Origin of the sequence: Oscillibacter hominis, assembly GCF_014334055.1 — a bacterium.
In the GTDB taxonomy this organism is placed as follows: Bacteria; Bacillota; Clostridia; order Oscillospirales; family Oscillospiraceae; genus Oscillibacter; species Oscillibacter hominis.
The window spans coordinates 627006-651607 of the sequence record NZ_CP060490.1 but is presented as its reverse complement, the minus strand read 5'-3'; the positions used below and the strand labels follow the sequence as shown (position 1 = coordinate 651607).

Below are 24602 nucleotides of genomic sequence, written 5' to 3'. Positions count from 1 at the left end.
TTTCGTTTACTTGGTCACCGCCCCCTTTCCCGGAACTGCTGCACAAAGGTCAGATAGGCGTTCCAGTCCTTCCGGGAGGGAGGGGACAGCGTCTGCACGACATATCCCTCCGCCGCGTATTTCCGGCCCATGCGCTCCGCGGCCTCCTGGCCGGGGCGGTCGTGATCCAGGCACAGGACAACCTTCCGCACTGTGGGATGCTCCCGAAGAAACACCGACAGGGCGCGGTCATCCAGGCAGCACAGGGCAAGTGCATTGCTGTGGAACTCCCGGTGCAAAGTGCAGTAACTCATGAGGTCGATAGGTGCCTCGAACACATACACGGTCCTGCTGTCCGGGGCATACGGCAGTCGGAAACCGATGGATTTGTCGCTGCCGGCGGCGTCGCCCTTGAAACCGCTGCCGTCCCGGTCGTAGGTGCCCCGCAGGCTGGCGAAGGCAGCCTTGCCGTCCCTGTCATACCCTACGAACACGCAGTTGTGATGCTCGGAGTCCTCATACAGCAGTCCTGCGGAAATAAAACTCCGAATAATCTGGGGAGAAACCCCGCGCTTTTTCAGGTAGGCGTACACTCGGCGGGCATCGGTGTGCCTGGGCGGCAATGCAAACGGTTTCGGCGGTTCCGGCGCCTGCTCAGTTTGCCTGCTCCGCTCCGCGGGGGCGTCCCTGGCGCGGCCGTGGAATGCCAGCAGATCCTCCACCGCCTCCGGGAAACTTCTGCCGCAAAAATGCTGTAGGAAGGTGATGGCATCCCCGCCCACTCTCTCGGAGTAGCGATACCAGGTGCGGCGGTTCTTGATCCGCAGGCTGTCCATCTCCTTGGTGGAGTAGTAGCGGCCTATCCGCGTCACGGTGTAGCCGAGAGACGCCAGCAGGTCCGGCAGGTCCGTCCCACGGGCAATCTCCAACTCCTGTTCTGTGAAACGATTGGCTCTCTGTTCCGACGTTTTCTCACCTCCGGTTCTCTTGTGAAACAGACCGCCCGGAACGTCCCTGTCGGGCGCTCCGGGCGGTTCTGGGATCCTGATTTACTTGGTTGTTCTCTTCCTGGGTGGCCGCTCCACATACTCGGAGATGTCGCAGTCGCAGCTGATGAGCTGCCCTCCGCACACCGGGCACCGCTCCGCATCACACCCCACATGGTGGTAATGCCCAGGCCTGGCGCCGCAATCGTGGCAGCGGGCATCGCCATGCGCCATGCCATCCTCGCCGTACTTAATGCGGCGGTAGTACCGGTTGCCGCATTTCACATGGGTCCAGGTGCAGCCGTCCGCTTTCAGCATCCGCTGGCCGCAAGCCCTGCAGGGCGCTCCGCCGGCCGCAATCATGGCCTCCAGTTCATTCTGCCACATTCTTGGCTCCTCCTTCCGTTTCTTCAGCCTCCCAGGACGGGGCGCTGTCTGCCGGCTCATCTATGGGATCCAGCGTGTCAGTTGGTGCGCCGGGATCGGCATCCGCTGTTTCCTGCTCCCACCGCTCCAGAGCGTCCTCGATCAGCCCAATCACGAACTCCTTCTGGGTCACTTTCCGGCCCTGGCGCTCATTCTCGTGGGCCAGATAGTCCTTGATCCGCTGGAACAGGTCCTCACTGATTTGAAATGCCATTGTCCTTGTCTGTGCCATGTCTTTTTTTCCTCCATTTTCATAGTAGTTGGTAAGTAGTCCCGTGATGTACTCGCTGAGGGACTGGTTTGCCGCGACGCGCTCCGCCGTCACCCTGGCATGCAGGGATTCCGGGATTTGGCATGAGAGGCCCTTGGTCTGCTCCATGTCTGACTGCCTCCTTTTCTTGATTTGCAACGCAAGTATAGCCGGAAAGCATCACGAAAGCCATTACCAACACCACCAAGGAATGGCGAACAGACGCAGCAAAGGCAACAATTTCATCCTGCGTTGGGGAGCCGGAAATAGCCGGCGTCCTTGTGGGCACGGTAGAAATGTTCCACGGCCCGCAGGCTGCCCGTCACCGGCATCCCCGGCAGGGCCTCTGCCATGCTCTGGAAATATCTCCGGCCGCGGGCGGCGCGGGGATCCAGCACAGCGACAACGCAGGTGTCCGTTTCTGTGCGGATGGCCCGGCCAAAGCCCTGCCGCAGTTTGATCTGCATTTCCGGGACAACGACGGAGCGCAGGAACTCCCGCAGGTTCGGGTAGTCCTCCCGCTCTTTTTCTTTTACAGCGTCCGGGTAGGCGAAGGGCAGGCATGGGATGATGAGCATGGACACGCCGTCGCCAGCGAAGTCCAGCCCCTCCCACGCCGCGCCGGTGGCCAGCAGGATACTGCCGGGAGCGGCGCGAAATGCCGCCAGGGTGAGGGCCGGGCGTTTGCCCATCGTAAATACAGGGAAGGGCAGCGCCGCGGCCTGCAGCCGTTCCTTGACCGCCGACATGGCGAAGTAGGAAGTGAACAGCACCAGGGCGTGGCCGTGGGATGCCGCCGCCAGCTGCCGGATCTGTGCGGCCAGCCGGTCGTAGTAGTCCGCCGCGTCCAGCGGGATCGGGTCCGGGGGAAGATAGAGGAGGCAGTTGTGCTGATAGTCAAAGGGTGACGGACACACAGTTTCCGTCACGGGCCGTTCCCCTGTCAGGCCGGCGGCGGTGCGGAACCGGCTGAAATCCTTCCCAACGGCAAGGGTGCCGGAGGTCAGGACAATGGGCTGTTCCTGCCGCCAGAGCGTGGCCTGGAGCTGCGCGGCCAGTTCCGACACCGTGCCGCACAGCATGGCCCCGCCGTGGTCGTCGTCTGCCGCGTAGAAGATCATCTCGGGATTCCCCAGGTAAAAGAGGGATACTGTGGAGGCGACGGCGGACAGCAGGCGCCAGGTTTCCCTGGTCAGCAGGCCCTCCAGCTGCCGGCAGATCACCGTCAGGACCTGATGCGGCCGCTCCAGGAACATCTGGTAGGCGTCAAATCCGGCCCCTTCCTCCACCGGGAGCGACAGTTTCTCCGCCAGCGGCTCCACGGCCTCGGACAGCAGTTCCGCCGCGAGGACATACCGCTCCACATGCAGGCTGCGGATCAGCTCCGCAAAGTCCTGGGCATTCAGCGTTACGCCGAACATCTGCCGTGCGGTTTCCGGCAGCTTGTGGGCCTCGTCTATGATGATGGCCGCGCTGTCCGGCAGGAGGGGCTTTTTCTTTTGGCTGCGGTGGATGAGGTCCGCCAGCAGGAGGTTGTGGTTGCAGATCTGAACCGTGTACTGCCCGCTCTGGCAGGCGTCCAGGAAACAGCGGTATCGGCAGTCCTTCCGCCGGCAATTACACCGCTTGGGAACGCAGATCCGCCCCCGGTCATAACTGCTCATCCCGGACAGCTGGTCCAGATCCAGCACATGCCAGGCGGTGTGCAGGGCTTGGCGGGCGGCGGGATTCTTATGGCTGCCCTCCACCTGACGGACCCGCCGTTCCAGCCGGGCGTCGCAGGCGTAGTGAGCCTTGCCCTTGCGGATGACCGCCTCAATGGGCGCGGAGATCAGCCCCTCGGACAGCAGCACGCTGGACAGCAGGGGCAGGTACTCCTTCTGGATGGCGCTCTGCAGCGCGATGCTGGAGGTGGAGATCAGGATAGGACGCTGCGGTTTACCCTCTGCCGCCCGGCACTTGCCATGCAGGATGCCGGCGGTCAGGTAGGCGAAGGTCTTGCCGATGCCGGTCCCCGCGTCGCACAGGGCGATGCTGCCGTCCAGCATGGCGTCCAGGATGCTGTGACACAGCCGGATCTGTTCCGGCCGCTCCGCCATGCCCCTCTGAGGCAATAGGGTTTTAAAAATATAGTCGATTTCCTCATGGGCCTTTTCATGGGTATATTTCTTCATGGATACTTCCGTCCTTTTATCTTTTTTCGTGTTCCCATCGTATTCGCACTCGCCCCCCCGATGGGTTCGGGAACAATGCGGGCAGGCCCCTGGCCGGGGCCTCACGGGCATATTTCCGGGATCTCTACTGCTTTCAATCCCGGAGCAGCGCCGCCTGTCTTACGCGCAGGCCGTGCTTGGTGTGTCATTATTCGAGCCGTTCCATCTCTTGTCCGGCCTGCCAGGGCCGACCGCAGGCTGGATCGCTCGCCGGCCGCTGGGGCCGGGTCTTGGCGCGCGCTGTGGGGTGGGTACGGCTGCGTGTTACCCGCATTGCTGGTATGCACTTTTCAAGGAGCAGCGAAGGGGGAGGTATTTCCCCCTTTCGCTGTCCTCCCGAAAAAGGGGCTGGGTGAATACCCTCACGCCGCAAATTTTTCAAAATATTTTTTCATGTCCCGCAGGATCCGGTCCCTGCGCTTGATGACGGCCCGCTGGGTCACGCCGATTCGCCGGGCGTATTCTCTGGTGGAGAGGCGGTCATAAAACAGCGCGGTGATGAGCTGCCTGTCCCGGTCCTCCAAGGCGATAAGCGCCGCCAGCAGCAGGCTGGTCAGTTCTTCCCGCTCCCGTTCCGACTCCCGTGCAAGGACGCAGTCCTCGGCGCTGGGCGCCGTTTCCGCGCCCACATAGTCCGGCAAAACGCCGTCCTCTGCCAGCTGTTCCATGGAGAGGACCTTGCCAGTGGGCAGATCCTCGCTGAGATACCGCTCCCGCCGGTCCATCTGGGCATACGCCGCGAATACGTCCTCTGTGACCGCCACATCCCTACCATCCACGGTGATGATGTTGGCGATGACAGTTCCATTCTCGTCCCTGATTTTTCTGTAGTTGCGATTTTCCTGCCATTTTTCCATAGTCGTGATCTCCAATCTCAGATTTTTTAGGGGAAACTTCTGAGTTGGGGATCACGGGTACTTTGCTATGTAGGGCTGCCAGGCGTTCCGCATTTCGTGCCTTTCCGCTGTTCTGCCGCGGAAAAGCGCAAAAAAGAGCCTTACAGCACAGCAGAACTGCTGCCTGTAAGGCTCCGAACACGGTGGATCCCGCTGCTGATGCGGGCGGTTGGTGCACTTGACGAGGTCGATACTCTATATTTTATTTGCTTTTAGGAATGTCCTGCCTTTTCAAAGGAGATGCCAATCTGCAGCCCGCACTTTGGACATTTGGAGAACAGCTCCGCCTTGTCCGCATGCTCCGGGCCGTAGAGGTGCAGGCGCCCCGGATCCACGTCGGCTGCGGCATCAATGACGCGCCCTTTACCGCACACAGGGCAGCGCACCGCATGGGTTCTTTTCACTTGTTGCATGGCGTTCCTCCTTCCAAAGTGTTCTCAATTTTGAGAACACCACAGTAAAAAATTTTACAGCAGATGGTGGTTGGTGAGCCGGATCCGCATGGCCTGGCGGGATACCTGAAACACCTCCGACATGGCCTGAACAATGGCCTGATTATCCCGACCGGACCGCATTTGGTAGAAACACCGCTTGACCATTGGCATGGGCATGAGCAGGGCGGACCCAAGCATATTCGCCTGGATCTCCATACTGGTTTCCCTGACGGCAGGCTGCAGCGCCGCGCTCTCCCCGGTGCCTGTGTACAGCCCCTTGTGCAGGATCCAGTGGGACAGTTCGTGGGCCTCGGTAAATCGCAGGCGGCCGGTGCTGGTTTCTTCTTCACACAGCGAGGCATCTATGAGGATCGTGCCGGCTTTCACCGGGAACAGGGTATACTCGCCCAGTTCCATGTCGTACACGGCCTCCAGGCCGGTGTCAAAAACGGTTTTCCCTAGGATCCGGCCATTTTTGCGGAGGTACTGGAACTCCAGCGTCAGTCCGTGGCGCTCGATGAGGTCCTCGATGGGGATGGCGCGGGGCTGCCCCCGGTAGAGGCGCTCATCGTAGGCATCCAGCACACGCCGGGCGATGCTCTCCATCGTCTGCTCGGTATAATACTTCCGCATGTGCCTGCCTCCTATTTCAGTTTCCCGGTTTCTGCCGCTGGGTGATGCGGTCTATAAACTCCTGCCATTCCTCGTCTGTGGCGTCCACTTCCTTGGCTGTCCGCAGGGCGGCCCGGACGATATCCCGTTCCATGATGTACTCCGGCAGGTCCGCGGACACCCGTTGCGTTTTAGATTTGGCGGCCAGATCCAACAGCAGTTCCGTGTCTGCCTGGCATAGCCCCAGGATCTCAATGAGGCGGTCCATCTTCTCCTTGGTGGGAGCCGGCCTTCGGTCATTCTCCATGTTGCTCATGTAGACCGGGGATACCTCCAGTTTCGCCGCCAAACCGCGCAGGGACAGTCCGCGGGCCATCCGCTTTTCCCGCACATAACTGCCGAATGTCTGCTCCATTATGGCGTGCCTCCTATTCTGTGTTCTCTTTTTCGAGAACGGCTACGCTTAGTATACACGCCTCCATCTCATGCCGCAAGAGGCCAAACGCGAGGTGCTCCTTTTATGGAACACCTCGTGCCTTTTCTTAATATGGGTATTCACTTGCCCTGTTTTTCGGGAGGTGGATGAAGGGGATTTTTCTTTTCGGGCATAAACGTAAGGCGGGACCGGGTTTGGCAACGCTGCCGGACCCGATATGCCGTTTCCTGGCCCCTCACATTTTGTAGAGGAGGGACGCAATGCCCAAAGTTATTCCCATGCCCGGCCGGGTGGAAAAAGTTGTGGCCGAGCGCGACCAGCTGAGCCACGGACGGCTGATTCATGTGGTTTCCGTGTTCCCCGCGGACGGCGCCTGCTCGCCGGAGGACAAACTCAAAACGCTCATTGACATGGATCTCAAAAATTCCCACACAGTTGCGGAAAGGGGTGGACAAACCGCCCCGTCAGAGGTAACATCACACAAACTCTGGACGGTTTGACTGGAGAGAAGGAGGCTTTTATGAGTCAGTCAAACCAAGGGAAAATCACCGCCCTGTACTGCCGCCTGAGCCAGGACGACGGTCTGGACGGGGAGTCCAACAGCATCCAAAACCAAAAGAGAATATTAGAGCAGTATGCCATTGACCACCGCTTTCCCAACATCCAATTCTATGTGGACGACGGATACTCCGGGGCCAGTTTCAACCGACCGGATTTCCAGCGCATGATGTCCGACATGGAGGACGGGAAAATCGGGATCATCATCACCAAGGATCTCAGCCGTCTGGGGCGAAACCAGTTGCACACAGGGCTGTACATCGAGGAGCGGTTCCCGCAGTTCGGCGTCCGCTACATCGCCATCAACGACAATGTGGACACGGAAAACGCCGAGAGCAACGACCTGATGCCCTTCAAAAACCTGTTCAACGAGTGGTTCGTGCGGGACACCAGCCGGAAGATCCGGGCGGTACAGCGGGCCAAGGCTCAGCGCGGGGAGCGCCTGGGAACACGGGCACCCTACGGCTACAAAAAGGATGAGAATGCCAAGGGCAAACTCGTTGTTGATGAGGAGGCCGCCGCTGTGGTGCGTCGCATTTTTGCCCTCTGCGCTGCCGGCCGCGGCCCGAGTCAGATTGCTAAACAGTTGAGAGCCGAAAACGTGCTTTGTCCGGCGGTCTACACCTACCGCAAGTTGGGATCCGGCCATACCTGCCTCGATCTGTCCCAGCCCTATAACTGGTCCGACAGCACCATCGCCAACATCCTGGAGAATGAAACCTACCTTGGGAACACGGTCAACATGAAGTTCACCACAAAATCCTATAAGGACAAGCGGTATGTGCAGCATCCCAGGGAGGAGTGTCTGGTGTTTGAGGGGACCCATCCGGCGCTGATCACGCGGGAGGTTTGGGATATCGTCCAGCGGGTCCGGCAAAACCGGAAGCGCCCCACAAAGATGGAGGAACTCAACAAGTATTCCGGCCTCGTCATCTGTGCCGACTGCGGTTCCACAATGGTCCTGCATAGGGCGCGCACCATGAAACCAACGCAAAACAATTTCACCTGCCGAACCTATAAGAAAGCAGGGTCTGAGGTCTGCACGGCCCACTACATTCGGGAGTGTGTCCTCGACGAGATTGTGCTGGAGGACATCCGCAGGGTGACGGCGATGGCGCGGGAGCATACGCAGGAGTTCGCCGCCTATATCTGTGACCGGCAGTCCGCTGAACTGCGGCGGGAGATCCGCAGGCAGGAGTTGGAACTTTCAGGGATGAAAAAGCGCGAGGCGGAATTGGAGGCCATCTTCAAGCGACTGTATGAGGACAGCGTACTGGGCCGCATCACCACGGAGCAGTTCCAGACCCTCTCCGCCAGTTATGTGGCGGAGCAGGAGCAGTTGAAAACTGCCATCCCGCAAAAGGAGCGGGAGGTCGCCAAACTGAAGGCCACGGTGTCCGGCGCAGACAACTTCATTGCCAGGGCCAAACGCTACACAGACATTCAGAAGCTGACGCCGGAGTTGCTGCGGCTGTTTATTGAGAAAATCGTGGTGCATGAGAAGGATGTGAAGTGGTCCAAACACGCCAGCCAAACGGTGGAAATCCATTACACGGATATTGGCGTGATTGGGAATATGAACATCACGAAAAGTGCGTAAAGGAACAGGCAGGTGCTGCCAATGCAACACCTGCCTATCCTTAAAATTTGTAGTTGTCCCTGTCAGGCCGGACCTAACCATCCGCGCTCTTTTTTCACTGCCTCCTGGCCAGGGTGTAGTCGTCGCCAGGCTGATAATATGGGCAGCGGTCCACCTCCGCCTGAAGGAATCTGGCCATTTCATCCTCATCCAGGTCCATCTCGCAGACGTAGGAGTCCAGCTCCTCATCATAATCATAGTGAAAGCAGTCCTCGCATTTCGATCTTCCCGCCAAGGTATCCTCTCCTTCTACAGCATCAGCTCATAGGTGCCGTCCACATCCAGGCCGTGGGACGCCACAACCCGCTCCACCTGGATGCGATCCTCCGGCCGCGCCATCCAGCACATGCCGCACCCGGCGCTGATCGCCCGGGGAACAGGAATCAGCCGGCCTGGGACGCCCTCTTCCTTACACCATTTTTCCATGGCCATGGCGCCCACGGTGGTGTGGAAGGTGACGATCAGCTTCAACGTCTTTTCCCGCATCCTTATTCCTCCGCCAGGGTCCGGACAGCCCGGGCCGCTGTGTCGACTTCCTCCTCGGTGTTGAACCAGGCAAAACTGAACCGGACCAGCCCCTGGTCCTGGGTGCCAAGGGCCCGGTGCAGCCGGGGCGCGCAGTGGGCGCCGGGACGGGTGGCGATTCCCCAGCGCTCGGAGAGCTCGTCAGAAACCTGGGAGGAGTCATAATCGCCGATGTTCAATGAGACGATGGGCGCGCGCAGCTTTGCGTCAAAGTTCCCGCAGATCCACACGTCCTTCACCTGGGACACCTGTTCATAAAACCGTCGCATCAGCCCCTGCTCATACTCGCAGATCACCTCAAGTCCGGTCTCCACAATGTAGTCCAGCGCAGCGCCCAGGCCCGCGATCCCGTGGCCGTTCAGCGTACCCGCCTCCAATCGGGTGGGGTACTCTTCCGGCTGATCCGGGTTGTAGGTCTGGATGCCGGTGCCGCCGGCCTTCCATGGGCGGATCTCCACCCCATCACGCAGGCAGAGCCCGCCGGTACCCTGGGGCCCCATCAGGCTCTTGTGGCCGGTAAAGCAGATGACGTCCGCATCTTCCAATCCTATGGGGAACACGCCCGCGGTCTGGGAGGCATCCACCACAAAGACCAGGCCGTGGTCGTGGGCAATCCTCCCCACGCGGCGGATATCCACCAGGTCTCCGGTCAGGTTGGAGCCATGGGTGCAGACTATCCCTTTCGTATTGGGCCGGATCAGGGCCTCAAACGCATCATAGTCGATCCGGCCGGCACGGTCGGCAGGGACAAAGCTCACCTTCCCGCCCTGATGCTCCAGGCGGTACAGCGGCCGCAGGACGGAGTTGTGCTCCAGGTCTGTGGAGATGACATGATCCCCGGGGCCAAAGAGCCCGGCGATGGCGATGTTCAGTGCCTCCGTGGAATTTGCAGTAAAACAGACGTGATCCGGCTGCTCGCAGCCAAAGAGGCGAGCCAGCTTCTCCCTGGTTTCGAAAATGGTGCGGGAGGCGGTTAAGGCACTGCCATAGGCTCCACGGGCGCTGTTGCCCATGGAGGACATGGCCGCCGTCACCGCGTCGATGACGCAGGGCGGTTTATGCAGCGTAGTGGCTGCGTTGTCCAAGTAGATCACGGCTTGACCACTTTAGCTGCGGCGGTCAGCTTCTCCACAATGGTGTACATGTTGGTGACTCCGCCCACCACGGGAGTCAGCTGGTAAAAGTTTGCGCAGGTGCCGCAGGTGAGTATCTCCACGCCCATGGCCTCCATGTTCCGCAGGTCCTCCAGGGAGTCGGAGCCCTCGGCGGTCAGGTGCGCGCCACCGTTATAAAAGAGAATCGTCCTGGGCAGCTGCTCCAACTGGCTGAGCGCATAGAGGAAGCCCTTCATCAGCGTCTTGCCCAGCTCGTCGCTGCCCCGGCCCATGACGCTGCTGTCCACAGCCACCACGAAAGCGCCCAGGGCGTTGGGCGCGCAGACGATCTCCTCTTCCTCCGCAGCGCTCTCCGCCACCGGATTGACCACATCCAGCGTCACCACATAGTGCTTTTCATCCTGCTTCTCCGAGCGCATTTTGCAGCCAAATTTTGCAGCCATGCGATTGAGGTTCTGCACAGCGATATCGTTGTCCACATGGACCTCCAGTTCGCCTGCCTCCTTCATGGCTTTGAGGGCCTTTGTGGCCTTGACCACGGGAATGGGGCACTGCTCACCAATTGCGTTTACAACTATCTTTTCCATGTATCATCGTCCTCCTGTTCGTGGGATCGTTTTCATTTCCAGTATAGTGCGCGTCCAGCCAAATTTCCAACGCCAATTTTCGATCATAACCTGTTTATCATTCAAACAATCAATAAAAATCCCATTTGGGCAATTGCCTTCAAAGAGGCGGGCGCGCGGGATTCCACAGCGGGAATTCGACTCAATTCCCTGTTTTTATCTTAGCAGATCGGACCGCTAAAATCAATGTGCAAGGCGGCTTGGTCCCTGCTGTTTCAGCATTCACTTGACAGCGGTGCTCTTTTCTCTTAAAATAAGTAGGATTTCCCTCCTTCCCTACGGAAAGAGGCAAGAAGAAAGAGGAATTGCCATGAAGACACCGTTTGTCACCGCCGAGCAGCTGCGCTCCATTGCGGAGCGCTACCCCACACCTTTCCACATTTACGACGAGAAAGGCATCCGGGAAAATGCCCGCCGTTTGAAACGTGCCTTCGCATGGAATCCCGGCTTCCGGGAATACTTTGCCGTCAAGGCCACGCCCACTCCCAAGATATTAAAGCTCCTCCACGAGGAGGGCTGCGGCCTGGACTGCTCCTCTTTGACTGAGCTGATGCTGGCCAAGGGGTGCGGCGTTCGGGGAGAGGACGTCATGTTCTCCTCCAACGACACTCCGGCTGAGGAGTTTGAGATGGCGGCTCGGATGGGCGCCATCATCAACCTGGACGACATCACCCATGTGGACTTTTTAAAGAATACCCTGGGGTATGTCCCCCAAAAAATCAGCTGCCGCTTCAACCCCGGCGGCATGTTCACCGTTGGGAAAAGCCATGAGGACTTCCAGGTGATGGACAACCCCGGTGACGCCAAATACGGCATGACCCGCTCCCAGATTGGACAGGCCTTCTGCCGCCTGAAGGAGTTAGGCGCCCAGGAATTCGGCATCCATGCCTTCCTGGCCTCCAACACCCTCTCCAACGAGTACTACCCCACCCTGGCCCGCATTCTGTTCCAGCTGGCGGTGGAGCTGAAGGAGGAGACCGGATGCCGCATCACGTTCATCAACCTCTCCGGAGGCATCGGCATCCCCTACCGTCCCGAGGAGCCCGCCGGAGACATTGACCTCATCGGCGAAGGCGTCCGCAGGGCCTATGAGGAGCTCCTGGTCCCCGCCGGCATGGGGGATGTGGCCCTGTGCACGGAGTTGGGCCGGTTTATGCTGGGGCCCTACGGCCACCTGGTTACCACCGCTGTGCATGAAAAGCACACCTACAAGGACTACGTGGGCGTGGATGCATGCGCCGTCAACCTGATGCGGCCCGCCATGTACGGCGCCTATCACCACATCACCGTCATGGGCAAGGAGCAGCTGCCCTGCGACCACAAGTATGATGTGGTGGGGTCCCTTTGCGAAAACAATGACAAGTTCGCCATTGACCGGATGCTTCCAAAAGTGGACTTAGGCGATCTGTTGGTGATTCATGATACCGGCGCACATGGATTCTCCATGGGGTATAACTACAACGGCAAGCTGCGCTCGGCGGAGCTGCTGCTCCGTGAGGACGGCAGCGTGGAACTGATCCGCCGGGCGGAGACGCCGGACGATTACTTTGCCACCGTCGTATGGTAAAAAAAAGAGGGAGACCGCAATGCGGTCTCCAATAAAGAAGTATTGTCACAGCGAGCGGCATAGTCATTTTGGCTATGCCGTTTTGCTGTCCGTTTCGTTGGTGTCCGGTAGTTCAATCACACCGATACAGTTATAGCTGATTTCCACCTGCTGCACCCGTTTCCCGGTACTCTTGTCCGGGGCGTGGACGATGATTTTTTCCACAAATTCATTCAAGATGGTGGGCGTCAGTTTTTCTATCTCGGTGTACTTCTTGACGATTGAGAGGAAGCGGTCAAGGTTCATGGCCTGTTCCTCCTGCCCCGTCAATTCCGCTTGCAGGATAGCAACCTTTTCTTGTAACTCTTTCTGTTCGGCTTCATAGCCGCCGGACAGCTTTGTAAACCGTTCGTCAGAGATTTTCCCGGAAACATTGTCCTCATAGAGCCGCTGGAAAAGTCTGTCCAGTTCCTCCATGCGCCGCTGGGCCTGCGACAGTCCCCTGCGCTTTGTGGAGATTTCCTTGCGGCGGTCTGCCGCCGATTTCTCCCCCATAGACTGAACAAACTCGCTTTCGTATTCCCGCACATACTGGATTGTCCTTTGAAGGTGTTCCAGCACCAGCTTTTCCAGAACCACGGCCCTGATAAAGTGGGCCGAGCAAGTCCCCGTGTTGCTCTTGTAGTTGGAGCATACAAAGTGGTCTTGCCGTTCCTCAAAGTAGTTGGTGGTGCAGTAATACAGCTTTGCCCCGCAGTCGGCGCACTCCACCAGCCCGGAAAACATATTGTGCTTGCCCGTCTTTGTGGGGCGGCGTTTGTTCTTCCGCAACTCCTGCACCCTGTCCCATTGGGCCTGTTCGATAATGGCGGGGTGGGTGTCGGGAATCACCTGCCATTTTTCCGGCGGGTTCTTGATACGCTTCTTGCTCTTGTAGGACTTCTTCGTGCTTTTGAAGTTCACCGTATGCCCCAAGTATTCCATACGTTCCAGAATGGCGGCAACCGCCTTGTTGTCCCAATGGTACGGGTCAGCGGGCGTAGGATTGCCCACAGTCAGCCCGTGGGCTTCCCGGTAGGCGGTGGGGTTCAGCACCTGTTCTTTCCGCAGACGCTTTGCAATCTGCAACGGCCCAAGCCCGGCAATACAAAGGCTGAAAATCTCCCGCACCACCTTTGCGGCTTCCTCGTCCACCAGCCAATTTTCCTTGTCCTCCGGGTCTTTCCTGTACCCATAGGGGGGATTGTTGCACAGCCGTTTCCCGGCGCTGCTTTTTGCCCGCCACACGGCCCGAATTTTCTTGCTGGTGTCCTTCGCGTACCATTCGTTGAACAAATCCCGCACCGCTACCATATCGTCCAGCCCTTTGAGGGAATCAATGTTGTCCGTTACAGCGATATAGCGGACGTTGTGTTCCTCCAAAATCTCCTCTAAAAGCTGTCCAATCACAAGGCGGTTCCGGCCCAGCCGGGAGTGGTCTTTCACAATGATGGCTTCCACCACGCCGTCCTCCACCAGTTCCATCATTTCCTGATAGGCGGGACGGTCAAAGTTCGTGCCGGAATACCCATCGTCCACGAAAAACCGGGGGTTGGGGAAATGGTTTTCTTCGGCGTACCTCCGTAAAATCTCTTTCTGATTTACAATACTGTTGCTATCGCCTTGCAGTTCATCATCACGGGAAAGCCTGCAATACAAAGCGGTAATCATGTCTGGCTGTCTGTTCATAGTCGTGTCCTCCTTTATGGGGGACAGCCGGATAAACGGTAATGTATGGTTATATTATACCGTGTCCGGCTGTCCGTGGCAAGGATGTTACTGGCCGCTGTCGCTCATAATGAGCCGCTTGACTTTAGCGACCATATCCTCCTTTGCCTGCTCATTGAACCGGGAGGAAACGATATAGGTAGTGCCGCCGATCCGCCGTTCCAGCGTGACGGGCGGCACAGATTTTTTCCGGGGTGCGTTGTTTGCAGTTTGACTTTGATTGATAGGCTGTCACCTTTCCTTTCTATCATGCTGTTGACGTTGCAGTTCCGTCAGCACGTCCGGGGGAATCCGCTCCACAAGCCGCTGGATATTATGTAATTCGCTTTCCAGTTTCGCCCGTTCCATGCGGTCTTTCAGCTTGCCGCTTTCCCCGGCCCTTGCCCTTGCTTCCAGTTTCTTGTTTTCTTCCAGCAGGTCAGTAATCGTGACCTTGTACTTTTTTAGTTGCCCGCTGAAACTCTCCATCTGCGGAAACCACTTTTTCAGCAGGGCGATGGCCTCCTCTTTCTTCTTTCCGGCGTTCAGCGGGTTAATGCCGTCCAGCGCCGCTTCAATGGATTTTGCCTGTTTGGAGAGGGAAACCGCCTGTTTGAATAGGCGAGTGGGGATATGCTTGCGGCCTGTCTTGTTGGCGCTCTCCCCGCGCTCCAAGTCGGAGTACTTCTCCACCATGTAGGCATGAAAATCGTCCTGCCATCTGGAAAGGCTGGCCCGGTTGCCTAAAATCTCTTTGGCGCACAAACGATTATCTTTCGTCAGCGGCACAAAGGTCAAGTGCATATGGGGTGTGTGCTCGTCCATATGCACCACCGCCGACACGATATTCTCTCGGCCTACCCGCTGGATAAGGAAGTCAGCCGCACGTTGGAAAAATGCCTGTATCTCCTTTGGAGACTTGCCCTTGAAAAACTCCGGGCTGGCGGTTATGAGGGTATCTACAAATCGGGTGCTGTCCTTGCGGGTGCGGCATCCGGCCTGTTCAATGCGGTTTTGGATAAAATGGTAATACCTGCCCTCCGGCTTGACGATATGGAAATTGTACTTGCTCTTTGTCGTGTCAATATCCGGGTTGCTGGAATACTTTTCTTTCTGCCTTTCGTGATGGGCTTCCAACGGCCTTGCCGGGTTGCCCTTGTGTTTTGCAAATCGCAGAATTGCGTATTGCGGCAATCTATCAATCCTCCCTCCTGCGGACATTTCGGGGGCTGTTTCGGGGGCGGGGCATACAAACATACAGCCCCGCCCCAGACAGGCCCTTAAAGTCCTTGATTTATGGGCTTTTGTTGGCCCTTATTTGTCCGTGTTCCTGCGGCGTTTTCTGTCGCTGGCGTTCTTCTGCCGCCTATGTACCCTTGCGGCGCACTCTGGGCAGTATTTGGCCCGGTTGGAACGGGGGACGAAAGCCGCCCCGCACTCGGCGCACCGCTTTACGCTGGCGCTGCGAAATATCCCCGCTTCCAGCGCCTTGTCCTGCGGCAGCACCGCCCAGCGGAACCACTTACAGCAGACGGAATAGGAAATGGTCTGGGGGCAGACACATTCCTCCCCATCGTCCAGCAATAGGCAGTTGCCGCCGTTGTAATTACAGCAGGTTTTGCGAATAAGGGCGTTTGCCCGTTTGCGCTGTGCCGGGGTCATACGGGGCAAGCCGCCGCCCGGTGTGCGCTCTATCTCTGGTAGTTTTTTGCTCATGCGTTCCTCCGCTTTTTTCATATTCTGCCGTTCTCCCGAAAGCCATTCCTGCCCCCTCCCGGCGGCGTGTCCCGGCGTTGGTACGCTGACCTGCTTCGGGCCAACTTGGCCCGAAGTGACTTCTGGACATTTTGTCCACAAGTTGCGGCGTTATGGCGGTACTTCCCCAGTCGGTAATATCTCTTTCGGACGGTCATTCACTTGTGATTGTCCATCGATGAACTAACACAAGTCTACACTTTTTTGACCGCCCATCCCGTATATCCGAAAGGTTGGAAATCTGACTGGAAAACGCACTATTTCCACGCTCTCGGATTTGTGGTAAAATGAAAGGAACAGTAAGCTGACAAGGAGGACGAGCCATGAAAATGCCAACTGAAAAAATTGATACGGCCATGTTTGCCTCCTGCGGCATGAACTGTTTGGTCTGCTATAAACATTGTTATCATAAAAAGCCGTGTGCAGGTTGCTTAAACAGTGATATGGGAAAGCCGGAACACTGCCGCAAATGCAAGATAAAAGATTGTATCAAGGGCAAAGGGCTATCCTATTGTTTTGAGTGTCCCGACTATCCATGCAAGCTGATAAAAAACCTCGAAAAAAGCTACAACAAAAGGTATCAGGCAAGCCTTATGGAGAATAGCGAGTTTGTTCGTCAACACGGTTTGGAAAGGTTCATGGAACAGCAGAAAGAGAAATATACTTGCCCAAAATGCGGGGGTATCATTTCTATCCATGACAGAGAGTGCAGCGAGTGCCAAGAAAGCATGAAATAAGCATTAGAGGAGGTGTGCAGATTGGCGTTGACAATACAAGAACGACTAAAAGACCTGCGTGTGGAGCGCGGCCTGACGCTGGAGCAGCTTGCGGAGCAGACCGGGCTTTCCAAGTCCGCGCTGGGCAGCTATGAAGCGGACGACTTTAAGGACATCAGCCACTATGCCCTTATCAAGCTGGCAAAGTTCTATGGCATGACCGCCGACTACCTGCTGGGGCTGACGGAAACAAAAAGTCACCCAAACGCCGATCTTGCAGACCTGCGTTTGAGTGACGAGATGATAGACCTGCTGAAAAGCGGTCGCATTGACACCGCACTGCTTTGTGAGCTGGCGGCGCACCCGGATTTTGTGAAGCTGCTGGCCGATATACAGATTTATGTGGAGGGTATCGCCGCAACACAGATACAGAACTTGAACGCATGGGTAGACGTGGCGAGGGCTGAAATCGTGGAGAAGTACCAGCCGGGGGAGCATGACAAGACCGCCGGTGTGCTGCAAGCCGCCCATGTGCGGGAGGGCGACTATTTCAGCAGCCGGGTACATCATGACATAGACGCTATCATGGAGGACATACGGGAAGCCCACAGGGGCAGAAGCGACAGCGCCCCGGAGAATACTATTGTGGACGAACTCAAGCGGGATTTGGAGGAAGTGGCGAGATTCAAGGGCAGTCGGGCGGAACAACTGCTGATGGTGTTCTGCAAGCAGACAAAGCTGCGCTATAACAAGCTGACAGAGGAAGAAAAACAATGGCTGACCCGGATTGTCCAAAAATCCGAACTGGCGAAAAGTTATGTGCCGCAACGGGGAAAAAGAAAATAACAAGTACGCCTTAGGCGGATAAGGCGTACTTGACAAATTGGAATTTGGCGAGCTAAGATATTTTTACTTCAGTGAGGTGGTGTGAATGAAGAATAGAAAAAAAACCACCGTATACAACATTGTATTCGCTGTGATTTGTACGGCCTTGTTTTATTTGCTACCATACATTGGGTTGCTTACAATGCCCGGAGATAAAACGGATATTCTTATGGGTATGATGTTTGTCTATGTACCTTTCGGATTGATGATGTTATCTTTGCTATATGGACTTTTTACTGAGCGATTATTTGCTTCAATATGTATTGCCCCAACAATAAGCATTCCATATTTATTTATTCCAGTTGTATCAGGCCATTCAATAACAGAAAAAATAGCTGCCGCAGGGCTTGTTATACCTTCAATTGTTTTGGTTGGTTTACTTGGAGCTTCTATTGGTATCCTTTTGCGTAAATTAATATCTGCAATCAGATGTAAATTGCGGACAAAATAAGTATAATCCACCTCAGCAACTTCCAGTTTGTCGAACTGATTTATTACGCCTTCTTGGCATAAGACGCACCCTTAGGGAAATAGCAAAGACGAGCGAGCCAGTCAACGGTCAAGATGAACGGCGCTTACAGCGCCGCCGTTGACAGTCTCGCCCGTCTTTGCTAATGGGTAATCAAGGCAGGAAAGCCCCCTTGTGGCTTTCCTGCCCTATGCCATTTTGAAAAAGATTTACTTCCGGTAAAATTGATAGTCTGCCGACAAGCACAGTATGGGATTGTCCGCCTTGTCTACCCTTTCAGCGGGACGGCGGGCGGCAGTCAAGGCCGGGCGCAAGCCCGTTTATTTCAGCCTTGACGGTTGCCTGCTGTCCTGCTACTTTTCCGGGAGTGTGGCCAAACTTCGGGACATTTTGTCCACAAGTTAGGAAGCGGACGAGGGACGGGGGGCTTTTATATACGCCCTGTCTGCTGATGAAACCAGCCCTGCGCTTGCGGCGTTGCCCCGCAAGCACAGCCCTGTTTTCCTGCCGTTTCAAACGCCCTTGCCCTCCACGGCGGCAACGGCGTTTGAAACGGCAACGCAGACAGAGCGTATAACACACTACACTTTGCTACGCAAAGTCGTGTGCCAAAGGGTGCCCCTTTGGAAACCCCGCCCAGCGTGTCACGGCTTCGCCTGTTCCCGCTGGGCGCAAAAGAGGGACTATCAGCTTACCGCCGATAGCCCCTCTTTTGTTGTCACATTCCGCTTACCGACTGCCCAGACTGAATGTTCCTCAATACTTCCTTATTGGGTGTCGGCCTTGCGGTCTCCCTCTTTTTTTCCTCTGTTTCCGTTACAGCATCCCGGCAAACACCGGGGCGCACAGCACGGTCAGAAGGCCCGAAACTACGATGGAGAGGCTGCTCATGGCGCCCTCCACCTCCCCCATCTCCATGGCTTTGGCAGTGCCCATGGCATGGGAGGCGGAGCCGATGGCGATCCCCCGGGCCACGCTCTCCCGGATGCGGAACAGCCGGCAGATTCCCTCTGCCGCCACGTTGCCGAAAATCCCGGTGACAATGATGGCCGCCGCTGTGATGGTGGGGAGCCCGCCAAGCTCCTCCGCCACGCCGACACCGATGGCGGTGGTGATGGACTTGGGCAGCAGCGTCGCGTAAACAGCGTGATCCATCCGAAACAGCCTGCACAGCAAAAATACCGTGGTCATGCTGGCCAGTACGCCGGACGCCACACCCGCCAGGACGGCCCTCCAGTTTTTCCGCAGCAGCTGAAGCTCCTCATAGAGGGGGATAGCCAGGCACACCGTGGACGGCGTGAGAAAATAATTCAGATAGTGGGCCCCTTCATAGTAGCTGTCGTAATCGATCCGCAGGACTGCCAAAGCCGCGATTACCACCACGGTGGAGACCAGCAGCGGGTTGAACACCGCCAACTTCCATCTGCTCTTCATCCACATGCCTAAGCCATAGGACGCAAGGCTGATGGCCACGCCGAAAAAGGCGGACTGGCACAGAATCTCCTTCACCGGCGCTCTCCTTTCCGGATCGCCCACTGGGTCACCCGCCCGGAGACCGCCATCACCACCACGGTGGAAAGAAGCACGATGGCAGCAAAGGGCAGCAGGATGGACTGGAGTACCGGCCAGGAATCCATCATCCCCACCGTCAGGGGAATGAACAGCAGCGGCATGATCTCCACCAGGAATTTTCCGGTCTCCTTCACCCGGCTTAAGGGGATCAGGCCGGTACACAGCGCCAGCAGCATCAGCACCAGGCCGTAAATGCTGGCCGGAAACGGCAGGGGCACCAGCGCGTGAACCACCTCGCCCAACAGGGAAATGCCTAAGATTATAGAGAGCTGGAGCATGAATTTCATGAATCGTTCCTCTTTTTCTCAGTATCCATTGACCATGGCGTCCAGCACCTTGCCGGCCACCGTACCCGCCACGGAGGCTCCGCCTCCGCCATTTTCCACCAACACCACAAAGGCATAGGGATAGTCCTCATCCTGCAAAAAACCGGCAAACCAGGCGTTGGCATTGGCGTCTCCCCCCACCTCCGCGGTGCCGGACTTGGCACAGATGGTCATATTGGGGAACCGCCCGGTGCCGTAAGTCTGCTCCACGTTGCGGCGCATCATTTCGGAGAGCGTTTGGGCCGTCTCGGAGCGGATCAGCGTCCCGGTTTTCCTTGTCAGCTGCAGTGAGGAGGGCACGCCGCCGCCCGTGGTGCTTTTCAAGAGAATCCGGGGCACCGCTGCCTTGCCTCCGTTTGCAATGGCACCCATATAGACCATCAGGGAACAGGGGTTCACCAGGTCGTTGTGCTGCCCCACTCCGGACCAGCCCAGCTGGTTCTCCGTGGCGTCCCGGAAGGAAAAGCTCCCTTTTGCGCAGGGCAGGCCGTTGACGGAGTAGGAGTCCGTCAGCCCCGCCTTTTCCGTATACCGCTCCATGACGGCCGGGCCCATCTCCACCGCCAGGCGGGCAAAGGCGATGTTGCAGGAGTTGGACAGCGCGCCGTAGATATCCATGGTCCCGTGGGCGTGGGGACAGGTGACCACATTGTCCCCCACTTGGGCGGAGCCCTCACAAGTAAAGGTCCGGCTGAACAAATCAGGCAGCTGCTCAATGGCCGCCGCTGCAGTCACGGTTTTGAAAACCGACCCGGGCACAAAGGCGGAGGAGAGAAAGCGGTTGATGTACGCACCGTCGTAACGTTCGTTTGTAGCGATGTCCGATGGGACGTTCAGTGGGTCATAGGAGGGCGCGGAAACCAGGCAGAGGAGTTCACCCGTCTCATAGTTATAAACCGCAACGACTCCCTTTTTTCCGTTGAGGGCATTGTAGGCGATGTAATTGTACCGGGCGTCGATGGCCAGGTACAGGTTGTTCCCCTTGTCCCCGTAATAGGCCCCGTTTAAAAAATTGTAGCCTGTGAGCTTGTCGGCAAAGGCGCTGAGGGCACCGGTGCCGATGTTGCCGTACAGGTCCCCCACCACATGGAGCGTGGCCTTGCGGACGGTCTCATTGTCGTAATAGGTGCGCCGGCCGTCCACAGTGGTGGTCAGCACGTCGCCGTCCCGGTCCAAAATCGTACCGCTTTTGAGCACGCCCGCATTGTTATAGAGGTGGCGGTTGAAGGCAGAGGAGGCCCATCCCCCGCCCTGGGTAAACCACCGGAGGGTAAAGAAGCACAGGCCCGCAAGCAGCAGAAGGGCCAGCATCCAGCAGACCAGAGCCCGCTTTTCAATCTTCTTCATGGGCGCGCGCCTCCTTTCCATCGCTTTGACGGGATGAGAGGAACCGGGTGGCAAAGCTGGCGTTCTCCCGGGTGTCGGTGGCCTTCAGGAATGCCAGCAGCCCCCAGGCGGACATCATGGCCGAGCCGCCGTTGGATACAAAGGGGAAGGTGACGCCGGTCAGGGGCAGCAGGTCCACGGAGCCGAAGACATTGAGGCAGGTTTGGAATACCAGCAGCGACGAAGCGGCGCAGGCGGCGATGGTGTAGAAGCTGGACCTGCCCACCCGGCAGGCCCGGGCGGCGAAAATAGCCAGGGTGATGATGGCCAGCACCGCCAAAATGGCGATGAGCAGCCCCCACTCCTCACACAGCATGCCAAATACCAGGTCCGTGTCCGCCGCGGCCACATTGTGCAGCCACCCGTTGCCCGCGCCCACGCCCACCAGGCCGCCGGATGCGGCCGCAGACATGGTGCGGGTCTGCTGGAAGCCGGCGCCGGAGGCCTGCTCCCAGGCGTGGCCCCAGGCGGCAAACCGGTTCAGGATATAGGGCTTGAACTCCAGAATGATGATGCCGCCGAACACCGCCCCGCCGCAGATCAGGCTCAGCGTGGCAAAATCCCCGGAGCGCAGGTATGCGATCACTAAGAAGGTCACAAAGAAGATGGCGGCGGTTCCAAAGTCGCTCATCAGCCCAAGGCAGCCGATGCATACGCCGGTGAGTACGATGAACAGGCTCAGATTCCTCCTGCGGAACAGCCGGTCCAGCGTGGCGGAGCCGGCAAAGATATAGCAGATTTTTGCGATCTCCGAGGGCTGAAAGGAGAGCCCGCCCAGCACCAGCCAGTTGGAGGCGCCGTACTTGCTCTTGCCCAGCACCAGCGTGATCCCCAAAAGGGCGATGGCGCCGGCCGCCATCAGCCACCGGATTCTCTGCACCCGGCTCAGGTCACGGAGAAAAATTCCCAAAATCAAAAAAAGCCCCAGCCCCAGCAGCACAGCGATCAGCTGCTTGGGCAGCGCCGAGGGCGCCGAGGAGGCAGTCACGGCCAGGGACAGCGTGGAGAGGAAAAAGGCGATGGTCTCCATCTCAAAGCCCACGCACCGCGTCAGGCGGATGACGATGAAATAGAGCCACATCACCACGATGAGGCACAAAAACACCACCGGGATCATCACCGTGGCAGCTTCTCCCGACGCGACAATCAGCTGGAAGCAGGTCAGCACCTGGAACAGCGTCAGCCACAAGAAGGAGGGCCAGATGGTGGCTGGCCGCTCCGCCTTCCGGTGGGCCAGCTGCGCCTGCTTTTCCTCCGCCGTGATGGGCAGCAGCATCAGGGGCACGCCGCCCAGGGTGATGGTGTCTCCCTCCCGCACCTGGGCGGAACCCTCGATCTTTTCCCCGTTCACCAGTGTGCCGCCCTTGGAGTCCAGGTCATAGACGGTCCAGACCGCATCCTCACCGCGGATCAGCGCCGCGTGCTGGCGGGAAATGCTGGGGTAGTTGAGCACCACATCGGCAAACCTGCTGCGGCCAATGATATTTTCCCAATGGGTCAAAGGCGCCGGCGCTCCGTTGGGCATGGACAGCTGGGCCCAAGTCTCCGGTGTGTGGGGCACGCGGAGCAGCGAGCGGATGGCCCGGAGTAAAATCAGCAGGGCCAGCACCGGAAAGAGAAATCTAACAATGGTGGTATACCACTCCCCCACCGCCGGATTGGCGGCGATCAGAGCGGTCAGATGGTCAAAGACTGCCTGCATGTCACACCTCCCTATCTTGTTCAGCCCATTATATCAAGTTTTAATTGTAGCATGTGTGTCAACCGCATGCTATGTTATTTTGTAAATTCTCTGGAGAAAGGCGGGTTCCCCCTGCTATTTTGACAGGTTGTAAACCGATTCGGAGACTGGTACGCCGTCCGCAAGAGCAAACAGTTTTACCTCACATGCTCCCGCCGGCGCCTCTCCTAAGGGCTGCTCCGTCTCCAGGCCGGCCTCCGCCTCCAGCGTGAACCCCTCTATCCTGTCGATCCGGAGCATCCGCCCATCCTGGCGGTAAAAGGCGGCATAGAGGTCAAAACGCACCGGATTCCCCGTGGTATTGCGTACATAGAGGTACTGTCCCCGGGCTGATGCGGCGTCTGTCAGCGTATAGGACCATGCAACCTGCACCGGCATGTTCGGATCCGTGGCCCGCACGTTCAGCAGGCAGTTCCAGACGGTGGAGTAGTCGAATTTTGCGCTGAGGGTTTTGGCTTCCGCAATGTTGGTCTCCCTGCCAAAGGCAATGCCTGCTTCCAAACCGCCTGTATCGCCCAAATAGACCCACTGGAGGGGACTTTCCCAGAGGGCGCTGCCGTAGACCTTCCCGTCGGAGGCGGCATAGAAATAAGTCCCGCTCTCATCGTCGTAGGCTGCGGAATACACAGCGCCTGTGGGGGACGACACCGTGCTCCCGGAGGAAAATCCGCCGCCCACCGGATAGGCTGCAAGGTCTGTGCCCTGCATCACATAGAGGCACTGTTCCCGGGTGTCCAGGAAAACAGGCGTCTCGCCCGCCGATTTCCAAACCGTGCTGCCGCCGTAGGCGGACGGGCAGGAAACGCTGTTCTCCGTGGTCCAGCCCAAGTGGTCCAGCGCTGTGATCTCCTCATCGCTGAGAAGCAGGTGTTTGTGGAATGCCGTGCCAGCCAAATCACCGATTTTCGGAAAAATCGGGTCGTCCCAGGTGACATCCAGGTGATACCAGATGCCATTCAGCTCAACCATGTTCCAGGCGTGGTTCATGGCATCGCTGGTTGCCAGGCAGCAGGGCACCTCCGCCCGGTCCATCAGCACCTTCATAGCCAGGGCATAGCCCTGGCAGACACAGTTTCCGTCGACAAACGCGCCGTACGAGGTGTAGACCGCAGGGTTCTCCCCATAGACCGTGCCGTCAATGGCGGTATAGTCCTTTGAGCCGTACCCCACGTAGGGGTCGTATTGGCAGGAGGCGGCCAGATAGTCGTGGGCAGACACGACCTTTTCCACCGGCGTCATCGCTTCGCTGATGCAGGCGGCATAGGCCGCGTCCACTGCGGCGGTGTATTGCGCTTGATCCACATCAAGATAACTGATAGGAAAAGAAATTTTTTTAGAGGAAACCCAGCCGCCCTCCCCTATCTGCGTACGCACGCGGAAAGTTGCCTCCGGATTATCATAAAGCGTGTTGAAAAATAATGCTGCGATTCTGCGTTGTAATGCGTCGCCATCCAAACTGCTGTCAAACCGATTGGTAATCACCGCAGGGTTTGCCCCGGCCGCCAGCTGCTCTGTCAGCTCTTGTTTCATCAATTCCAGCGCGGATTCTCCGGTATCACCGCTAATGGACGCTATACCGTTCTCTGCCGGCAAGTTTCCAATACTCAGATCAACAAATTCGTCGTCCCAATAGAATTCCATCCCCTCCTGGGCATAAGCGCTCACGCTTAGCGCCAGCATCAGGGCAAGAGCCAGCAGGGCGGTTCTCCAGGTTTTCATCTGCGTCACCTCATTGATTCCAATTTCAGCGCGGCCCTCCTCCGTT

27 protein-coding genes are annotated in these 24602 nt (G+C 57.7%); 5 read left to right on the top strand and 22 right to left on the bottom strand.

Annotation, left to right across the window (positions count from 1 at the left end):
• Positions 1-14 precede the first annotated feature (14 nt).
• The 8 genes from H8790_RS03255 to H8790_RS03220 all read right to left on the bottom strand — a co-directional run bounded on the left by H8790_RS03255 (position 15) and on the right by H8790_RS03220 (position 6211).
• Positions 15-908: a DUF3991 and toprim domain-containing protein gene (locus tag H8790_RS03255; protein WP_148337871.1), complete on the bottom strand. Its 894-nt coding sequence runs from the start codon at positions 906-908 to the stop codon at positions 15-17.
• Positions 909-1028: 120 nt separating this feature from the next.
• On the bottom strand, positions 1029-1352 hold the full coding sequence (locus tag H8790_RS03250; protein ID WP_009258899.1) for a hypothetical protein: 324 nt from the start codon (positions 1350-1352) through the stop codon (positions 1029-1031).
• Entirely contained in the window at positions 1339-1770 is a 432-nt protein-coding gene (locus H8790_RS03245) for a hypothetical protein (RefSeq protein ID WP_070103425.1), read from the bottom strand. Before H8790_RS03245 ends, H8790_RS03250 begins: the two co-directional genes overlap by 14 nt.
• Before the next feature lie 113 nt (positions 1771-1883).
• Positions 1884-3815: an ATP-dependent DNA helicase gene (locus H8790_RS03240; protein ID WP_009258897.1), complete on the bottom strand. Its 1932-nt coding sequence runs from the start codon at positions 3813-3815 to the stop codon at positions 1884-1886.
• A 401-nt stretch (positions 3816-4216) separates the two neighbouring features.
• Entirely contained in the window at positions 4217-4711 is a 495-nt protein-coding gene (locus H8790_RS03235) for an AsnC family protein (RefSeq protein ID WP_009258896.1), read from the bottom strand.
• 251 nt (positions 4712-4962) lie between these two features.
• Positions 4963-5163, bottom strand: coding sequence for a hypothetical protein (locus H8790_RS03230; protein ID WP_009258895.1), 201 nt, complete (start codon positions 5161-5163; stop codon positions 4963-4965).
• A 54-nt stretch (positions 5164-5217) separates the two neighbouring features.
• Entirely contained in the window at positions 5218-5817 is a 600-nt protein-coding gene (locus tag H8790_RS03225) for an ImmA/IrrE family metallo-endopeptidase (RefSeq protein ID WP_009258894.1), read from the bottom strand.
• Between the two features lie 16 nt (positions 5818-5833).
• Positions 5834-6211 (bottom strand): helix-turn-helix domain-containing protein, encoded by a 378-nt coding sequence (locus H8790_RS03220; RefSeq protein ID WP_009258893.1) that lies wholly within the window; start codon positions 6209-6211, stop codon positions 5834-5836.
• 281 nt (positions 6212-6492) lie between these two features.
• Between H8790_RS03220 and H8790_RS03215 the strand changes: the two genes are divergently transcribed.
• Together H8790_RS03215 and H8790_RS03210 are read left to right on the top strand one after the other, a co-directional pair.
• The gene (locus H8790_RS03215) at positions 6493-6732 is read left to right on the top strand and encodes a hypothetical protein (protein ID WP_009258892.1); all 240 of its coding nucleotides are present in this window, start codon (positions 6493-6495) and stop codon (positions 6730-6732) included.
• A 20-nt stretch (positions 6733-6752) separates the two neighbouring features.
• A complete protein-coding gene (locus tag H8790_RS03210) occupies positions 6753-8390 on the top strand; it encodes a recombinase family protein (protein WP_009258891.1) in 1638 nt (545 codons plus the stop codon).
• A 94-nt stretch (positions 8391-8484) separates the two neighbouring features.
• Here H8790_RS03210 and H8790_RS03205 read toward each other — a convergent pair whose 3' ends face one another.
• The 4 genes from H8790_RS03205 to yedF are packed head-to-tail and all read right to left on the bottom strand — an operon-like array spanning position 8485 to position 10656.
• The gene (locus H8790_RS03205; RefSeq protein WP_187333577.1) at positions 8485-8664 is read right to left on the bottom strand and encodes a DUF6472 family protein; all 180 of its coding nucleotides are present in this window, start codon (positions 8662-8664) and stop codon (positions 8485-8487) included.
• Positions 8665-8678: 14 nt separating this feature from the next.
• Positions 8679-8915, bottom strand: a complete 237-nt coding sequence (locus tag H8790_RS03200; RefSeq protein WP_187333576.1) for a DUF3343 domain-containing protein — start codon at positions 8913-8915, stop codon at positions 8679-8681.
• A gap of 2 nt (positions 8916-8917) precedes the next feature.
• Positions 8918-10048 carry an aminotransferase class V-fold PLP-dependent enzyme gene (locus H8790_RS03195; RefSeq protein WP_187333575.1) on the bottom strand — a complete coding sequence of 377 codons (1131 nt, stop codon included), beginning with the start codon at positions 10046-10048 and terminating at the stop codon, positions 8918-8920.
• Positions 10045-10656, bottom strand: a complete 612-nt coding sequence (yedF, locus tag H8790_RS03190; protein WP_187333574.1) for a sulfurtransferase-like selenium metabolism protein YedF — start codon at positions 10654-10656, stop codon at positions 10045-10047. The genes H8790_RS03195 and yedF overlap by 4 nt, the downstream gene beginning before the upstream one ends.
• Before the next feature lie 349 nt (positions 10657-11005).
• Between yedF and H8790_RS03185 the strand changes: the two genes are divergently transcribed.
• Positions 11006-12262: a diaminopimelate decarboxylase gene (locus tag H8790_RS03185; protein WP_187333573.1), complete on the top strand. Its 1257-nt coding sequence runs from the start codon at positions 11006-11008 to the stop codon at positions 12260-12262.
• A 72-nt stretch (positions 12263-12334) separates the two neighbouring features.
• On the opposite strand, the gene H8790_RS03180 is transcribed toward H8790_RS03185, so the two are convergent.
• From H8790_RS03180 to H8790_RS03165, 4 genes are all read right to left on the bottom strand, one after another.
• Positions 12335-13969: a DUF4368 domain-containing protein gene (locus H8790_RS03180; RefSeq protein ID WP_187333572.1), complete on the bottom strand. Its 1635-nt coding sequence runs from the start codon at positions 13967-13969 to the stop codon at positions 12335-12337.
• Positions 13970-14056: 87 nt separating this feature from the next.
• On the bottom strand, positions 14057-14188 hold the full coding sequence (locus H8790_RS03175) for a transposon-encoded TnpW family protein (protein WP_121586105.1): 132 nt from the start codon (positions 14186-14188) through the stop codon (positions 14057-14059).
• A 51-nt stretch (positions 14189-14239) separates the two neighbouring features.
• Positions 14240-15181, bottom strand: a complete 942-nt coding sequence (gene mobV / locus H8790_RS03170) for a MobV family relaxase (protein ID WP_187333571.1) — start codon at positions 15179-15181, stop codon at positions 14240-14242.
• Positions 15182-15301: 120 nt separating this feature from the next.
• Positions 15302-15724, bottom strand: coding sequence for a cysteine-rich VLP domain-containing protein (locus H8790_RS03165; RefSeq protein ID WP_243107400.1), 423 nt, complete (start codon positions 15722-15724; stop codon positions 15302-15304).
• A 341-nt stretch (positions 15725-16065) separates the two neighbouring features.
• Between H8790_RS03165 and H8790_RS03160 the strand changes: the two genes are divergently transcribed.
• Together H8790_RS03160 and H8790_RS03155 are read left to right on the top strand one after the other, a co-directional pair.
• Positions 16066-16479: a DUF3795 domain-containing protein gene (locus tag H8790_RS03160; protein WP_121586103.1), complete on the top strand. Its 414-nt coding sequence runs from the start codon at positions 16066-16068 to the stop codon at positions 16477-16479.
• Between the two features lie 21 nt (positions 16480-16500).
• Positions 16501-17304 carry a helix-turn-helix domain-containing protein gene (locus tag H8790_RS03155; protein ID WP_187333570.1) on the top strand — a complete coding sequence of 268 codons (804 nt, stop codon included), beginning with the start codon at positions 16501-16503 and terminating at the stop codon, positions 17302-17304.
• Between the two features lie 225 nt (positions 17305-17529).
• Here H8790_RS03155 and H8790_RS03150 read toward each other — a convergent pair whose 3' ends face one another.
• From H8790_RS03150 to H8790_RS03125, 6 genes are all read right to left on the bottom strand, one after another.
• Positions 17530-17805 carry a hypothetical protein gene (locus H8790_RS03150; RefSeq protein WP_187333569.1) on the bottom strand — a complete coding sequence of 92 codons (276 nt, stop codon included), beginning with the start codon at positions 17803-17805 and terminating at the stop codon, positions 17530-17532.
• Between the two features lie 823 nt (positions 17806-18628).
• Positions 18629-19321: an LrgB family protein gene (locus H8790_RS03145; RefSeq protein ID WP_187333568.1), complete on the bottom strand. Its 693-nt coding sequence runs from the start codon at positions 19319-19321 to the stop codon at positions 18629-18631.
• Positions 19318-19671 carry a CidA/LrgA family protein gene (locus H8790_RS03140; protein WP_187333567.1) on the bottom strand — a complete coding sequence of 118 codons (354 nt, stop codon included), beginning with the start codon at positions 19669-19671 and terminating at the stop codon, positions 19318-19320. The genes H8790_RS03145 and H8790_RS03140 overlap by 4 nt, the downstream gene beginning before the upstream one ends.
• 18 nt (positions 19672-19689) lie before the next feature.
• Positions 19690-21057 carry a penicillin-binding transpeptidase domain-containing protein gene (locus H8790_RS03135; RefSeq protein ID WP_187333566.1) on the bottom strand — a complete coding sequence of 456 codons (1368 nt, stop codon included), beginning with the start codon at positions 21055-21057 and terminating at the stop codon, positions 19690-19692.
• Positions 21044-22798, bottom strand: coding sequence for an FtsW/RodA/SpoVE family cell cycle protein (locus H8790_RS03130; protein WP_187333565.1), 1755 nt, complete (start codon positions 22796-22798; stop codon positions 21044-21046). Before H8790_RS03130 ends, H8790_RS03135 begins: the two co-directional genes overlap by 14 nt.
• 114 nt (positions 22799-22912) lie before the next feature.
• Positions 22913-24556: a transglutaminase domain-containing protein gene (locus H8790_RS03125; protein ID WP_187333564.1), complete on the bottom strand. Its 1644-nt coding sequence runs from the start codon at positions 24554-24556 to the stop codon at positions 22913-22915.
• Positions 24557-24602: the final 46 nt, after the last annotated feature.

Coding starts and splice junctions, on each gene's coding strand:
- H8790_RS03250 (WP_009258899.1), bottom strand. CDS start 1,352: ATGTGGCAGAATGAACTGGAGGCCATGATTGCGGCCGGCGGAGCGCCC.
- H8790_RS03245 (WP_070103425.1), bottom strand. CDS start 1,770: ATGGAGCAGACCAAGGGCCTCTCATGCCAAATCCCGGAATCCCTGCAT.
- H8790_RS03240 (WP_009258897.1), bottom strand. CDS start 3,815: ATGAAGAAATATACCCATGAAAAGGCCCATGAGGAAATCGACTATATT.
- H8790_RS03235 (WP_009258896.1), bottom strand. CDS start 4,711: ATGGAAAAATGGCAGGAAAATCGCAACTACAGAAAAATCAGGGACGAG.
- H8790_RS03230 (WP_009258895.1), bottom strand. CDS start 5,163: ATGCAACAAGTGAAAAGAACCCATGCGGTGCGCTGCCCTGTGTGCGGT.
- H8790_RS03225 (WP_009258894.1), bottom strand. CDS start 5,817: ATGCGGAAGTATTATACCGAGCAGACGATGGAGAGCATCGCCCGGCGT.
- H8790_RS03220 (WP_009258893.1), bottom strand. CDS start 6,211: ATGGAGCAGACATTCGGCAGTTATGTGCGGGAAAAGCGGATGGCCCGC.
- H8790_RS03215 (WP_009258892.1), top strand. CDS start 6,493: ATGCCCAAAGTTATTCCCATGCCCGGCCGGGTGGAAAAAGTTGTGGCC.
- H8790_RS03210 (WP_009258891.1), top strand. CDS start 6,753: ATGAGTCAGTCAAACCAAGGGAAAATCACCGCCCTGTACTGCCGCCTG.
- H8790_RS03200 (WP_187333576.1), bottom strand. CDS start 8,915: ATGCGGGAAAAGACGTTGAAGCTGATCGTCACCTTCCACACCACCGTG.
- yedF (WP_187333574.1), bottom strand. CDS start 10,656: ATGGAAAAGATAGTTGTAAACGCAATTGGTGAGCAGTGCCCCATTCCC.
- H8790_RS03185 (WP_187333573.1), top strand. CDS start 11,006: ATGAAGACACCGTTTGTCACCGCCGAGCAGCTGCGCTCCATTGCGGAG.
- H8790_RS03180 (WP_187333572.1), bottom strand. CDS start 13,969: ATGAACAGACAGCCAGACATGATTACCGCTTTGTATTGCAGGCTTTCC.
- H8790_RS03165 (WP_243107400.1), bottom strand. CDS start 15,724: ATGAAAAAAGCGGAGGAACGCATGAGCAAAAAACTACCAGAGATAGAG.
- H8790_RS03160 (WP_121586103.1), top strand. CDS start 16,066: ATGAAAATGCCAACTGAAAAAATTGATACGGCCATGTTTGCCTCCTGC.
- H8790_RS03140 (WP_187333567.1), bottom strand. CDS start 19,671: ATGAAATTCATGCTCCAGCTCTCTATAATCTTAGGCATTTCCCTGTTG.
- H8790_RS03135 (WP_187333566.1), bottom strand. CDS start 21,057: ATGAAGAAGATTGAAAAGCGGGCTCTGGTCTGCTGGATGCTGGCCCTT.
- H8790_RS03130 (WP_187333565.1), bottom strand. CDS start 22,798: ATGCAGGCAGTCTTTGACCATCTGACCGCTCTGATCGCCGCCAATCCG.
- H8790_RS03125 (WP_187333564.1), bottom strand. CDS start 24,556: ATGAAAACCTGGAGAACCGCCCTGCTGGCTCTTGCCCTGATGCTGGCG.